This is a genomic window from Nonomuraea sp. NPDC048892 (genome assembly GCF_040649735.1).
GTDB classification, from domain to species: domain Bacteria; phylum Actinomycetota; class Actinomycetes; order Streptosporangiales; family Streptosporangiaceae; genus Nonomuraea; species Nonomuraea maheshkhaliensis.
Genome location: NZ_JBEZFZ010000032.1, coordinates 22,943 through 36,759, shown reverse-complemented (window position 1 = coordinate 36,759; position 13,817 = coordinate 22,943). Strand labels below are relative to the sequence as shown.

General features: G+C 70.1%; 12 protein-coding genes. 9 read left to right on the top strand and 3 right to left on the bottom strand.

Going from position 1 to position 13,817, the window contains the following annotated elements:
• The first annotated feature begins 53 nt into the window (after positions 1–53).
• Positions 54–3,656, top strand: a complete 3,603-nt coding sequence (locus tag AB0C28_RS49040; RefSeq protein WP_358083309.1) for a S8 family peptidase — start codon at positions 54–56, stop codon at positions 3,654–3,656.
• A gap of 9 nt (positions 3,657–3,665) precedes the next feature.
• Here AB0C28_RS49040 and AB0C28_RS49035 read toward each other — a convergent pair whose 3' ends face one another.
• Positions 3,666–4,643: a helix-turn-helix domain-containing protein gene (locus AB0C28_RS49035; protein WP_357861931.1), complete on the bottom strand. Its 978-nt coding sequence runs from the start codon at positions 4,641–4,643 to the stop codon at positions 3,666–3,668.
• A gap of 142 nt (positions 4,644–4,785) precedes the next feature.
• Between AB0C28_RS49035 and AB0C28_RS49030 the strand changes: the two genes are divergently transcribed.
• The 4 genes from AB0C28_RS49030 to AB0C28_RS49015 all read left to right on the top strand — a co-directional run bounded on the left by AB0C28_RS49030 (position 4,786) and on the right by AB0C28_RS49015 (position 9,156).
• Positions 4,786–6,813, top strand: coding sequence for a cellulose binding domain-containing protein (locus tag AB0C28_RS49030; protein ID WP_358083306.1), 2,028 nt, complete (start codon positions 4,786–4,788; stop codon positions 6,811–6,813).
• A 101-nt stretch (positions 6,814–6,914) separates the two neighbouring features.
• The gene (locus AB0C28_RS49025) at positions 6,915–7,133 is read left to right on the top strand and encodes a type II toxin-antitoxin system VapB family antitoxin (RefSeq protein ID WP_358083303.1); all 219 of its coding nucleotides are present in this window, start codon (positions 6,915–6,917) and stop codon (positions 7,131–7,133) included.
• A gap of 191 nt (positions 7,134–7,324) precedes the next feature.
• Positions 7,325–8,476 carry a sensor histidine kinase gene (locus tag AB0C28_RS49020; protein WP_357861936.1) on the top strand — a complete coding sequence of 384 codons (1,152 nt, stop codon included), beginning with the start codon at positions 7,325–7,327 and terminating at the stop codon, positions 8,474–8,476.
• Between the two features lie 41 nt (positions 8,477–8,517).
• On the top strand, positions 8,518–9,156 hold the full coding sequence (locus AB0C28_RS49015; protein WP_357861938.1) for a response regulator transcription factor: 639 nt from the start codon (positions 8,518–8,520) through the stop codon (positions 9,154–9,156).
• A gap of 15 nt (positions 9,157–9,171) precedes the next feature.
• On the opposite strand, the gene AB0C28_RS49010 is transcribed toward AB0C28_RS49015, so the two are convergent.
• A complete protein-coding gene (locus AB0C28_RS49010) occupies positions 9,172–9,744 on the bottom strand; it encodes a helix-turn-helix domain-containing protein (RefSeq protein WP_358083300.1) in 573 nt (190 codons plus the stop codon).
• Between the two features lie 93 nt (positions 9,745–9,837).
• Here AB0C28_RS49010 and AB0C28_RS49005 point away from each other — a divergent pair, with 93 nt between their 5' ends.
• From AB0C28_RS49005 to AB0C28_RS48995, 3 genes are all read left to right on the top strand, one after another.
• Positions 9,838–10,779 carry an SDR family NAD(P)-dependent oxidoreductase gene (locus AB0C28_RS49005; protein WP_358083297.1) on the top strand — a complete coding sequence of 314 codons (942 nt, stop codon included), beginning with the start codon at positions 9,838–9,840 and terminating at the stop codon, positions 10,777–10,779.
• Between the two features lie 593 nt (positions 10,780–11,372).
• Entirely contained in the window at positions 11,373–11,543 is a 171-nt protein-coding gene (locus AB0C28_RS49000) for a hypothetical protein (RefSeq protein WP_358083295.1), read from the top strand.
• Between the two features lie 78 nt (positions 11,544–11,621).
• Complete coding sequence (locus tag AB0C28_RS48995; protein ID WP_358083293.1) at positions 11,622–12,287, top strand: DUF6000 family protein; 666 nt, start codon at positions 11,622–11,624, stop codon at positions 12,285–12,287.
• 214 nt (positions 12,288–12,501) lie between these two features.
• Here the strand turns inward: AB0C28_RS48995 and AB0C28_RS48990 are convergent, their stop codons facing one another.
• Positions 12,502–12,930, bottom strand: a complete 429-nt coding sequence (locus tag AB0C28_RS48990; protein WP_358083291.1) for a hypothetical protein — start codon at positions 12,928–12,930, stop codon at positions 12,502–12,504.
• Positions 12,931–13,261: 331 nt separating this feature from the next.
• Between AB0C28_RS48990 and AB0C28_RS48985 the strand changes: the two genes are divergently transcribed.
• The gene (locus AB0C28_RS48985) at positions 13,262–13,771 is read left to right on the top strand and encodes a hypothetical protein (RefSeq protein WP_358083288.1); all 510 of its coding nucleotides are present in this window, start codon (positions 13,262–13,264) and stop codon (positions 13,769–13,771) included.
• The last annotated feature ends 46 nt before the right edge of the window (positions 13,772–13,817 follow it).

Sequence of the window (13,817 nt, the reverse complement as noted above, 5' to 3'; positions counted from 1 at the left end):
GTGATCCCCCATTCTCATGAGCGACTGAAGCAGCACGACAGATCGGTTCGCTCATGAGATGGATCCCCCGCCTCGCCGCCGCCGGCGTGGGCCTGGCGATGCTCGCCGTCCCGGTGCCCGCGCAGGCCGCGGAGCCAGGGCCCGCGCAAGGCGGAGAGCTGCACCGGGTCACGCTGATCACGGGTGACGTGGTGACCGTACAGGAGTTCGCCGGCGGAAAGCGCGCCGCGACCGTGGAGCCCGGAAAGGGAAGGGAGGCCGTCAGGTTCTTCACCAAGGAGGAGAACGGCGACCTGATGATCACGCCGGCCGACATGGTGCCCTACCTGTCGCGCGGCCTGATGGACGAGCGGCTGTTCTCCGTCGGTGAGCTGATCGAGCAGGGTTACGACGACGAGAGCAGCGACGTGCTGCCGCTCATCCTGGCCTACAAGGACAGGAGCGCCAAGGCCGTCACCCTGCACAGCGTCGGCGCGCGCGCCCTGCGCGCGGACAAGGACGCCCTGCCCACCCTGTGGAGCGAGAGCGGCGAGCCGAAGCTGCGCGACGGGCTGGCCAAGGTGTGGCTGGACGGCAAGGTGAGCGCCTCGCTGGAGCACAGCGTCCCGCAGGTGGGCGCGCCGCAGGCGTGGCAGGACGGCTACGACGGCAAGGGCGTCAAGGTCGCCGTCCTGGACACCGGCATCGACGAGACCCACCCCGACGTCGCGGGCAAGATCACCCAGACCAGGAACTTCACCGCCGACCCCTCGGCCAAGGACGAGCACGGCCACGGCACCCACGTCGCCGCCACCGTGGCGGGCACCGGCGCCGGCTCGAACGGCCTGCGCAAGGGCGTCGCCCCCGGCGCCGAGCTGCTGATCGGCAAGGTGCTGGACAAGCGGGGCAGCGGCTCGGAGTCGCAGGTGCTGGCCGGGATGGAGTGGGCGGCCCAGGAGAGTGGCGCCGACATCATCAGCATGAGCCTCGGCGGCGGCGCCACGGACGGCACCGACCCGCTCAGCGTCGCCGTGGACACGCTGACGGAGCAGACCGGCGCTCTGTTCGTCATCGCGGCGGGCAACGAGGGTGACGACTACACGGTCGGCTCTCCCGGCGCGGCCACCTCGGCGCTGACCGTCGGAGCGGTGGACGGCAACGACGCGCTCGCGTCCTTCTCCAGCCGCGGCCCCCGCCTGGACGAGGCGATCAAGCCGGACATCACCGCGCCCGGCGTCGGCATCGCGGCCGCCAGGGCCGCGGGCACCGGCATCGGCACGCCCGTGGACGACCGCTACACCAAGCTCAACGGCACCTCCATGGCCACCCCGCACGTGTCGGGCGCGGCGGCGATCCTGGCCCAGCGCCACCCCGACTGGACGGCAGGGCAGCTCAAGGACGCCCTGGTGTCCACGGCGAAGACGATCGGCGGTCAGACGCCGTTCCAGCAGGGCGGCGGACGTCTGGACGTGGTCCGGGCCCTGCGCCAGCCGGTCACGGCCACCGCCTCGATCAGCATGGGCGTGTACGAGGACGGCGACACCGGCACCCCCGGCGGCACGATCACGTACCGCAACTCCGGCGAGTCCCCCGTGACGCTCACCCTCGCCCCCGCCCTGACCAACCTGGACGGGACCGTCCCCGGCGAGGGCGCCGTGACGCTGTCGGCGACGACGCTGACGGTCGAGCCGGGAGCCCGTGCGACCACGCAGCTCAGCGTGGACCTCACCAAGCTGAGCCACGGCAGGCACGCCGGCTACGTCACCGCCACCACGGCCGACGGCACGGCCGTCGCGCACACCACGATCGCGCTGACGCGCCGCGGCCGGATGCACAAGGTGCACTTCACCGGCGTCGAGCGCGACGGCAGCGCCGCCCGGGTGCCGATCATCGCCCTGTACGGCGCCAGCGGCCTGGACGACGCCTACGGCTACATCCTCGAAGAGGACGAGGGCTGGACCGTGGAGGTGCCGGAGGGCACGTACCACATGCAGGCCATCATGGGAGAGACGCACGACGAGCTGCCCGTCGACTCCCTCGTCGTCATCCCCGAGCTGCAGGTCGGCAAGGACCTGGAGGTCGTCCTCGACGCCAGGACCGCCGTCCCGATCGAGATCAGGACCTCGCAGCCGGTGTCGCAGGACGGCATCGCCACCTACTTCACCTACCGCGAGTACGGCAACCGCAAGATCAGCCTCGGCGCCATGAACTTCCCCTCGGTCGAGCAGCTCGCGGTCACCCCCACCAAGCCGGTGACCAACGGCACCTTCGAGTTCGCCTCCCGCTGGCAGCTGGCCGCGCCCCGCGTGACGGCCAAGCTCGGGCGCGACACCCTCGTGGTGCGGCCGACGATCAGGTCGCCGCGGATCGAGGGCACCAAGCGCTGGCCGCTGGCGGATGGCACGGGCGGCACTGGCGGCAAGCTCAAGGGCAAGGCCGCGGTCATCACCAGCGAGTCCTTCGGCGACTGGACCGGCAAGCTCGACGCGCTGGCCGAGGCCGGCGCGGCGGCGGCGGTCGTGGTCGGTCCTGACGGCCGCGCGATGTGGCAGCCCTGGCTGCCGACCGGCGACCGGGACCCGCTGCCCACGCTGATGATCACGCACGACCGTGGCCAGGAGCTGCTGAAGCAGGCGCGGGCGGGCCGCGGCACGCTGGAGGTCAAGGGCGCGTTCGACACCCCGTACCTGTACGAGGTCATGCAGGTCTCCCAGGGCCGGGTGCCCGAGCGGATCGTGCACGAGGTGAACTGGCGCAACACCGCCCTGGTGAACTCCGGCTACCACGAGTCGGGCGGCGAGCGCTACGGCAAGGACCAGCGCTTCGGCTGGCGTCCGTGGCAGGGCTACGACCTGGGCGTGCAGATGGAGACCCAGCGCATCGTGCCGACACCGCTGAGCAGGGCCGAGTACGTCAGCTCCGGCGACACCCAGTGGCAGCACGTCGTCCAGCACACGCTGACCTGGGAGTCCAACAGCCGGCTACGCGGCGGCCTGACCGACGCGCCGCGGTCGTACCGGGCGGGCGAGGTCGTCAAGGAGTACTGGTTCGGCCCGGTCGTCCGTCCGGCCGCGCTGGAGTCCACCCGTACGGGCGACGTGCTCTCGCTGCACGTCCCCGAACACGTGGACAGGGACGGCCACTACGGCTACACCTACGGCAGCGACGACCCGGACACCAGCACGGCCCGCGTCTACCGTGACGGCGAACTGGTCGAGGAGCGCGCCAACCTGCGCGGCACGTTCGAGACCGTGGCGCAGAACGCCGAATACCGCCTGGAGCTCGCCACGACCAGGACCTCGGAGGAGTGGCGCTACGCCACCGCCACTCAGACGGCGTGGACGTTCAGGTCCGCCCGTTCCGAGGGCACCAAGGCGCTCCCCCTGCTCGGCGTGGACTACGACGTCCCCGCCGACCTGGAGGGCAGGGTGCACAGGACGCTGCCCGTACCGATCGGCTTCACCGCCCGCCAGGCGCGCAAGCTGACGGCCGAGCTGTCCTACGACGACGGGAAGTCCTGGCGCCGCCTGGCGCTCGTCCCACTCGGCCAGGGCCGCTACACGGCGCTGGTCGCGCACCGCGCCACCTCGGCCGGGGTGTCCCTGCGGGTCACCGCGACGGGCGCGTCGGGTGAGAAGTTCGAGCAGACCATCACCCGGGCGTACGGGGTCAAGTAGTCAGATAAGTCACAACCAGCGCTCGCGGGCCGCATGCCAGGCAAGTTGCATCCTGGTCTGCGCGCCCGCGAGCCGCATCAGGTGGTAGACGCGGCGCTGCACCGTACGGAGGCTGAGCCCGAGCTGGCTCGCGATCGTCTTCTCCGGCACGCCCGCCACCAGCAGCGACAGCAGATAGAGCTCGTCGGAGTCCAGCGGGCAGGGCGGAGCCTCCGTGACCCGGCCGTCCTCCAGGAACCTGATCGGCGTGGCCCGCTCCCACTGGGCCTCGAACAGCGCGATCAGCGCCTCCAGCAGGCTGCTGCCGCGCACCAGGGCGGCCGTGGGCTCGGTCACCCCGCCCGCGTGCTGGACCAGGGGCAGCAGCGCGGTGGCCCGGTCGGCGATCATCATCCGCACCGGCAGCACGCGTACGGCGCGGGCCTGCTCGCCTAACTGGATCCCGTAGGCGACGTTGGCCACCATCCCCGGCTGCTCCAGCAGGGCCCGCTCGTAGATGACGCGATAGCTCACGCCCCGGCCGAGCGCCTCCAGCTCCTCGGTGTTGTCCTCGGACGGCATCACCACGTGCCCGGCCCGGCAGAAGTACAGCACCTCCTCCTTGGCGCTGTCCTGGAGGTGCCTGACCTGCTCGCGCAGCGCCTCCCTGCTCGGCAGCACCTCGACCAGGCCGTCCGCGTCTCTCCTGCGGGCGCTGGCCCGGTATTCCTCGGCGAGCTGCTCCACGGCCTGCCTGGCCCAGTCGATCGTCTCCTGGCGGCGTACGAGCCTGGGGCCGAGCGCCACGTCCGGCGCCACCGGCGCGTACCTGCCGGGCGCCACCTCGCGGGCCAGGCCCGCGCTCCGCATGCCCGTCAGCGCCGCGTCCGCCGCTTCCTTGGTCAGGCCCAGTTCCTCGGCCAGGCCCGGGGCGTCCGCCTCGCCCGCCCGTACGAGCAGCCGGTACGCCCGCTCCTCCAGCTCACCCAGTCCGGCAACCTCCAGCATGCCGTCCATCATGACACCTGGGCTTTACCTGAAAGTTTCAGGCTTGATTGACGGTTTCGCGGTGCTCCCCTCAGGATCATGGTGCTTCGCACGAAATCCCCCGTTCCCCCCGTCCTTCATGCGTTCATGGTGAGGTGCGCCGATGCGTAGAACGTTCGTACGAGCCGTTTCCGCCGTCGTCCTGACGCTGGCCACCCTGAGCACCCCCACCGCGCACGCCTCCGGCGGCGCGCCCGTCGAGGTGACCGTGAACGCCCGGGCCGCGCTCGCCACCGTCCCCGAGACGAGCCTCGGCGCGAACCACGCGATCTGGGACGCGAACCTGGGCACCGACGACACCGCCGACCTGCTCAAGAACGCGGGCATGAAGCTGCTGCGCTACCCCGGCGGCTCCTACTCCGACATCTACCACTGGGCCGACCACACCGCTCCCGGCGGTTACGTGGCTCCCGGCACCGACTTCGACACGTTCATGAGCGGCGTACGGCGGACCGGGGCGCAGGCGATGGTGACCGCCAACTACGGCACCGGCACCGCCACGGAGGCCGCCGCCTGGGTGCGCGAGGCCAACATCGTCAAGAAGTACGGCGTCACGTACTGGGAGATCGGCAACGAGAACTACGGCAACGGCCACTACGGCACCGCCTGGGAGGCCGACGAGCACGCCGACAAGAGCCCGGCCGAGTACGCCCGCCACGTCGTGGCCTACGCCGACGCGATGAAGGCCGTCGACCCCACCATCAAGATCGGCGCGGTGCTGACCACCCCCGCGAACTGGCCCGACGCCATCGTCGCCGAGGGCGACAGCGGAAGCTGGAACGAGGTCGTCCTCTCCACCGCCGGCTCGAAGATCGACTTCGTCGTCCTGCACTGGTACCCCGGCGCCCTCGACCGGGCCGGCCACGTCCCCGACCTGATCCAGCTCACCCGCGAGCAGATCGCCAGGCACGCCGGCCCCGGCTCGGACCGGATCGGCATCGCGATGACCGAGTTCAACACCGGGAGCAGCAGCAACGGCAGCAACACCCAGCCCGGTGCCCTGGCCGCCGCCGATTCCTACGCCTCACTGCTGGCCGCCGGCGTCTTCACCGTCGACTGGTGGAACGTGCACAACGGCATCGGCGCCGTCACCGAGGTCGAGGGCCACACCGACTACGGCGACTTCGGCCTGCTGTCGAGCGCGGCCTGCACCTCGGACGGCAGCGTCTGCGAGCCTCCGCTCAACACCCCCTTCGCGCCGTACCACGCGCTCGGGATGATGAGCCGGTTCGCCCGTCCGGGTGACCGCTTCGTCCGCGCCGCGACCGACCGGCCGGAGGTCACCGCCCACGCCGTCCGCCGCCCTTCCGGCGACCTGGCGGTCCTGTTGATCAACACCTCGTCCGCCACCTCGTACCCCGTGGCGATCGACTACGCCGGCTTCACGCCCGCCGCCGGCGCCCCCACCGTCCTGACCCACACGAACGGCGCCACCTCGATCACCACCGCCACCACCGGCACCGCGACGAGCCAGACCCTACCGCCGCTCTCCCTCACCACCGTCGTCCTGCGCCCGGCCACACCCCAGACCGGCCTGCCCGGCACGCCGGGCAAACCGTCCGCCACCGCCGTCACGGACACGACCGCCACGATCACCTGGCCCGCCTTCAAGCCGGGCGTCAAGTACGAGCTCCACCGCCAGAACGGTGCCGTCACCGAGCAGCTCGGCGAGACCACAGGAACCACCCTCACGGTCCGCAACCTCAGACCCGGCACCCGCTACACCGTCAACGTGATCGCCAGGGACGCCGGCGGCGCCCAGTCGGAGCCCTCGCCCCCGCTCACCTTCACCACCGGCACCCCCGCCACCAGCACCTGCTCCGTCCGCCTGACCGTCCAGACGGACTGGGCCAGCGGCTACGTCGCCGCCATCGACCTCACCAACCACGGCGCCCCCGTCAGCGGCTGGACCCTGACGTTCGACTGGCCGAGATCGTGGCAGCGGCTGGGCAGCGGCTGGAGCGGGGTGTGGACGCAGACGGGGTCACAGGTCAAGGTCGTCAACGAGGCCGGGAACGGGACTCTGGCCACGGGCGGGACGACCACGATCGGCTATGTGGGCGAGTACACCGGCCCGAACGTCCTGCCCCGGGTCTTCACCCTGAACGGCGACACCTGCACCCTCCACTGACGGCCACCTTCGGGGCCTCACCTGCGGATACCGCCTAGTAGCGGTGTCCCCCACGGACACACTGCCTCGACTTCGCAGAGACGGACGAGTGAGGGGCCACCATGGCGCAAACCCTGATCGACCTCGACGACGAGGCCCTCGCCGAGGCCGCGCGTCTGCTCGGCACCTCGACCCGGAAGGACAGGATCAACACGACCCTGCGCGAAATCGTCGACCGGCGCGGCCGAGCGGAGGCCATGGCCCGGATGCGTGCCATGGTGGCGGAGGGCGAGATCGACCTGTCCCTCGTCGGGAAAGGCGCGGGCGGCTCACCGTCCTGACGCGTACGACACCATCGCCCGCCTGACCGGGCAGCCCGTGCGCCGGATCGGCTGAGTTCCCGCCGAGCACGTCAGCCGATCGGTGGATGCCCGGATCGCCGTCCGCCGACGACGCTCGACAGATGACGCACATCAACCCCTGTGGCCGTCCCGGATCCCCCGGCTACGCTGGAGATCATGAGGCTGCGGTGGTGAGGCGGTGGGACCGGGTCCAGGCCGCGCTGCCGTACGCGCTCATCCTGCTGCCCGCCCTGTTCTCCCTCCTGCGCGAGTGGCGGCCCGAGGTGCTGGCGCTGGCGCTGTTCGCGGCGGCGTGGCACTGGCTGCTCGTGACCGCGCACCCCGAGTGGATCGCCCGCCCCTGGGCGCTGGCCGGCTACTTCGCCGTGCTGCTGGCCGCCGTCGCGGCGCTGGTCAGGATCGACACGGTGTTCACGGTGACCGGCGTGGGGACGTTCCTGCAGTGTTTCGCCCTGCTGCCCGGCTTGTGGGCGTACGGCGGGGTGGCGGTGACCGTGGGCGTGCTGGTCGCCGCCCGTCCCATGGCGGGCCGTACGCCGGCCGAGCTGGTGACCTCCGCCGTCGTCGGGATGCTGATCGCGTCCATGACCGGACTGATCTTCCACACGATCAGCGACCAGAACCGCCGGCTGCAGGAGAACGGAGCCAGACTCGCGGCCCTCGCCGAGGAGAACGCGCACCTCCAGGCCCGGCTGCTGACCCAGGCCCGCGAGGCGGGAGTGCTCGGCGAGCGGCAGCGGATGGCCAGGGAGATCCACGACACCATCGCCCAGAGCCTGACCGCCATCCTCACCCAGCTGGAGGCGCTCGGCGACGTGCCGCAGGCGCGGGAGCGGCTGGAGACGGTACGCGCGCTGGCCAAGGAGAGCCTGACCGAGGCCCGCCGCTCGGTGCAGGCGCTGCGCCCGGCCCCGCTGGAGGAGGCCCAGCTCGGGGCGGCGCTGTCCGGCATCGTCGAGCGATGGTCACGGGTGTCCGGGGTGCCCGCCTCCGTGTCCGTCACCGGCGAGCCGCGACCCCTGCACGCGGAGGTGGAGAGCACGCTGCTGCGGGTGGCGCAGGAGGCGCTGGCCAACGTGGCCAAGCACGCCTCGGCGGGGCGGGTCGGGCTGACGTTGTCGTACATGGAGGACGTGGTGGCCCTGGACGTACGCGACGACGGGGCCGGCTTCACCCCCGGCCCGTCGGACGGCTTCGGCCTGGTCGGCATGCGCCAGCGCGTCACCCGGCTGGCGGGCACGTTCGACCTCGAAACCGCCCCCGGCCAGGGCACGGGCATCTCCGCCACCGTACCCGCCATCCCCGCCGACCCGAGGCCGTGACCCATGCCAGCCACCACGCATCGGACGGAGGACGTGACCCCATGCCCATCCGGCTGATCATCGTCGACGACCACCCCATCGTCCGCGACGGACTGCGCGGCATCCTCGACACCGATGACTTCGAGGTCGTCGGTGAGGCGGCCGACGGCACAGAAGCGCTCACGGTAGCCCTCCGCACCACCCCCGACGTGGTGCTCCTCGACCTCCGCATGCCGGGGATGAGCGGCGCCGAAGCCATCCGCCGCCTGCGCGAGCAGCAGCCCGGCGTCCACGTACTCGTCCTGACCACCTTCGACGACGACGCCGACGTCCTGCCCGCCATCGCGGAGGGCGCGACCGGCTACCTGCTCAAGGACACGCCCCGGGACGAGCTGCGCCGCGCGGTGCACGCGGCGGCCCGAGGCGAGACCGTCCTGTCCCCCACGGTGGCCGGCGTCCTGACCCGCAAAGCACGCGAGGCACGCGAGCCGGAGCCGCGCACGCTGAGCCCACGTGAGCTGGAGGTGCTGCGGCTCATCGCGCGAGGGGCGACCAACCGGGAGGTGGCGGGCAAACTGTTCATCACGGAGGCGACCGTGAAGACACACCTCCTGCACGTGTACGGGAAGCTCGCGGTCAACGACCGGGCGGCGGCCGTCGCGGCGGCGTACGACCTGGGCCTCCTCGACCGCCAACGCTGAGGACCCGCACCAGCACTACGCCTTGGACCAGCCGGATTCGAGCAGGTCGAAGATGGCGTTCATGGCGGCGAGCGGATCCGGCTCCGCGCCGGCGAGCTCGGGGATCTCCAGCACGTAACGGGCGAGCGCGCGAACCGCCATGTCGGAGGGATCGCGAGCGCTCTCGGCGGCGATGGTCTCGGCCAGCGCCGCCGCGCCGGCGATCCAGAGCTTGCGCGAGTATTCCCGCAGGGCGGGCGTACTGACGATCAGGTCGCGCTTACGGCGCTGGTCAGGCGGAAGATCGCCTGCGAAGGGCCCGCTGCCGGCCAGACAGCGGCGCAGCGCCTCCAGCACGGACTGCCCGCTGGGCCGCTCGCGGACGGCGGCGGCCAGCCAGACGTGCCGTTCGGCGCCGTCGTCGAAGATCAACGCCTCTTTGCCGTCCGGGACGTGCGCGAACAGGGTGGCGATCGAGACATCCGCCTCCTCGGCGATCTGCGCCACGGTGACGCCGTCATAGCCGCGTTCGCTGAACAGCCGCAGCGCGGCGTCGGACAACGCCCGCCGGGTCTGTGCCTTCTTGCGCTCACGCCGCCCCGTCGCCATGCGCCCCATACTAGCAGAACCTGAAACGACTCCAATTCTAAAGTGGTTATAGTTTCAGAGTCACTTCACCCATCTTCCGAGCAGGAACCACACATGCCTTCCCACCACCCCTGGGACGTACGACGCCTGCCCACGGCCGCCGGCAAGACCTTCCTCATCACCGGCGGCAACGCAGGCATCGGCTACTTCGTCGCGGAACAACTCGCCGGCACCGGCGCCACCGTCGTCCTGGGCAGCCGCGACCCCGCCAAGGCCGAGGCCGCGCGGGCCTCGATCCGCGCCCAGGTCCCCGGCGCACGCGTCCAGCACATCCGCCTCGACCTCGCCGACCTCTCCTCCCTCAGTACCTCGGCGCGGGCCCTGCGCCTGGACCGGCTCGACGCGGTCGTCTGCAACGCGGGCGTGCTGCTCGACCGGCCGCCCCGGCGCGAGACGAGGGACGGCCACGAGCTGATGTTCGCCACCAACCACCTCGGCCACTTCGCACTGATCTCCTGGCTGGCCCCCCTGCTCGCGGCCACGCCCGACAGCCGCGTCGTCACCACCGGCAGCTTCACGGCGAAGTCCGAGAGCCTCGATCTGGACGATCTCCAGAGCAGGCGCGGCTACCGTCCCAAGCGCACGTACGCGCGCTCCAAGCTCGCGCAGATGCTCTTCGGTTTCGAACTCGACCGCCGCCTGCGTGCCGCCGGCGGCACGACGCTGAGCGTAGTGACCCACCCGGGAGGCGCGCTCGACTCCCTCACACCCGCGCGCCCGGGGGTCCACCACCGCACCACCGCGGAACGACTGCGCGCCCTGCCCGCCGGCCTCCTCCTCCAGAGCAAGCAGTCCGCCGCCTGGCCCGCCGTCCGAGCCGTCCTCGACCCTTCGGTACGGGGCGGCCAGCTCTGGGGCCCGCGTACGTTCGGCATCCGCGGCCTGCCCACCCTCGAACCCGTCCGCGGCCACCTGGCGGACGCCGACCTGGCGGCACGCCTATGGTCCGCCAGCTCCACCCTCACCGGCGTAGACCCTTTCTCTCACCTCACATGAGCCCCGCTCGCCCCACCCCGTCCACGACCGGTCAGTGCACCCGCATCCCACCCCCGGCACCGGCCCGTCACGCTCCCCAACCCTCTTGCTCAACTCGTACGCCCGGCACCACGCGACACAGTCCCGGGTGCGCTCGGAGACCGGCCCGCCATCCCACCCCGCACCCCGAGCACCAGAGCCCGATGAGCACCGCCATCAGAACGGACACACACCACCGACCCACCCGACATCACCCCGCCCCACTCCATCGCAAATCCGTCACCACAACCGAACCGCCCCCAGGTTGCCCCGCACACCACTCACCATGCACGTCGAACCCCTCAAGCGAGGCTGCCACCACCGCCCCCGGCCCAAAATACGAAGGATCAAGCTCATACGTAACCAACGTCCCATCCCTCACCGAACCACCGACCACACCCGAGGCCACCTCCCGCGGAGCAGCCAGAGGCCGCATACCAGCCAACTCCTGCCGAAACCCCCGAAATATATGCCCGGCCGCTTGCGAACGGCCTCGTCCCAGCTCATCACGGTGAGGCCCGCGGCGGAGTAACGCCGTTCCCTCATACCTCTCACCTCCACCCGCAGGACCGAGCATGCGGCCGGTCCACCCCAAAAACAAGATCGCATCACATGGACCCGACCTACGCCGCCTCTACCACCCTTACGACGGCGGCGCCGATGTCATCCTGACCAACACCCAAGAACGCGACACACTGAAAGCCGCCCACACCGACTGGCTCTCCAAACACCCCTCCGGCCTCTGACCTCACCTTCGAACACCAAGCGGTTCAGGCCGGCTGGGGAGTATGGGCAGGCCCGTACGACGCCGCCATGATGAACTCATGCGCCTGCCGCTCTCACCCGACCTCAGGCAAATGCTCCTGGGACGCCGCTACGTCGCCAAGGGCAGAGGACCGGTACGCCGGTACCTGCTGTTGCATGGCAGCGGGTTCATGGTGCTGCTGCCGGATCGGCAGCTGGTGCGCTTCGGCAGGTCTCTGGCGAGGGACGCGCGTCGGATCACCGATCACGATCTCAAGCTGCTGCTGGACTATGAGTGGCGATCAGGATTGACCGCGGCATGGTTGATCGGCATGGATCGGCGCACCCGTTTCCGCGACCAGCTCGGCGGGATGCTCATGGAAAGCCAGGGCTCCTACGCGGCGGACGGCTACTGCTTCGCCCTGGCCCGATTCGGCGCGGACGAAGACGCGGCGATCCTGTCCGCCTACTTGGGCCGCTACTTCGCGCGGCCGTACCACGATCACCACCAGACCGATGCGATGGGCGCGCTTCTCCACCTCGATGCCCAGCGCGGCACCGACCACGCCGCTCGCTTCCTTGTTCCAGACGGCCCTTGGGCCCGATCCCCCATGCGCGACGGGGATCCCGCCGAGCAGAAGCTGTACATGGATGAGCGTTGCGCCTTCGCCGACGCCTGCATGTCCGGCCGGCCCAAGCAGTGGCTACCGCGACGACGGCGTTTCATGGATCACGTCTGGGGTTAGCCGACGTACGAGCTGCCCAGTTGGCCGAACCAACCCCGGCGTGATTTCGACGCGCTCCCATGACTTCCGAAAAGCATACTGCTGCGCTTTCCTGCAAAGCCGACAGGAGGAATAGCGCGCATTTCGAATACGCGATGAACGCTCGACGCGCGCCATTCCCCTAGCATTTCACCAGCCGAGAACCCCGTCTATGGCCGGCCACTTGTCGCTCCGGTCAGGTCCTTCCCCCGCTCTCTGTGTGGCAGACCCGCGTCGATGAGCTGGAGGTGCACACTTTTACCGAGACCGCCTTGCCTTCGTCGTAACTCTGGTCCCGGAGACCCGCGCTTTCGAACCTCGCCGTTCCCACGCCTGACACGGTCAGGTAGGCCACCACACCGTTGGGGTCGCTGCCGTGGTGGTCTTCGAGCTCCAGCGTCTCTTTGTACGCCCGGAAATACGCCCTCACCCACTCGTTGCCCTTATGGCACTCGGCCCAGACATCTCTGCCGCCGTTGTCCTGAGTCGAATCGCTGGAACCGCTGAGACTGGTGCAGTTCCATGCACTCGCCGACTGGGCTGCCGCCGGCGAGGCCGTCGACAGGAGTGGCCCGGCCATCGCGACAGCCGCCAGTGCAATAGTGGTTGATCTTGGTAGACTCATGAGCTGAATTCTCCCCCGTGATGCCGTTGTGAACTGTTGTCCTTTCGTGCGTGAACCACGGTAGCGGGCGTCGCTTTAGATTTGCTTTTGATCCGCTTTATCGCATTAACCGGCCGGCGCTTCGTCGTGGTTTGGACGCCATCGGCCACGACCGGGCTTGATGCGGAGTCTCTGCTCTGCTGGGCTTGCCCGGGCCGGCGGAAAGATCACCGCAAAAGCACCACGACCTACTATGAGACCCATGCCCTACCACGAATTACCAGGCTCGGCCCTGCCCGAACTCTCGGCTCTATGGCATTCCAGGTGGCCGGACTGCCCGCCCATCGGCCACATGCTGTTCGGTGACCCGGACCGCTGGGTGCGCTTCCACAGCCTGCCGAACTCCAAACGCTACGCGCATTCGGAAGCCGAATATCGGACGGCGCTCCACCGCTACAACACCGTCCTGACCGAATTGTTCGCCGGCCAAGAGGTGTACGTCACCACGATCACGTACGTCATGGACGAAGGTTTCACCGACCTCGCCCCCTTCGACGCCCACGCCCTGAATCCCGGCTCCCGTCCGTGGACCCGAGTCCGTGAAGACGACGACTCCGACCCCGGCTGCACCCTGCACATTCACGTCGGACGTCACCAGTGGAAGCCAGGCCTCCTCGACCCGCTGCTACGAGCGGTCGCCGACGACAAGTGCGGGGACGGCCTCATCATGGACACCGACCTACGCCGCCTCTACCACCCTTACGACGGCGGCGCCGATGTCATCCTGACCAACACCCAAGAACGCGACACACTGAAAGCCGCCCACACCGACTGGCTCTCCAAACACCCCTCCGGCCAGTAACCCACAGCACCCGTCAAACGAGGCCGAACGCGCTGCGCTGCGCCCA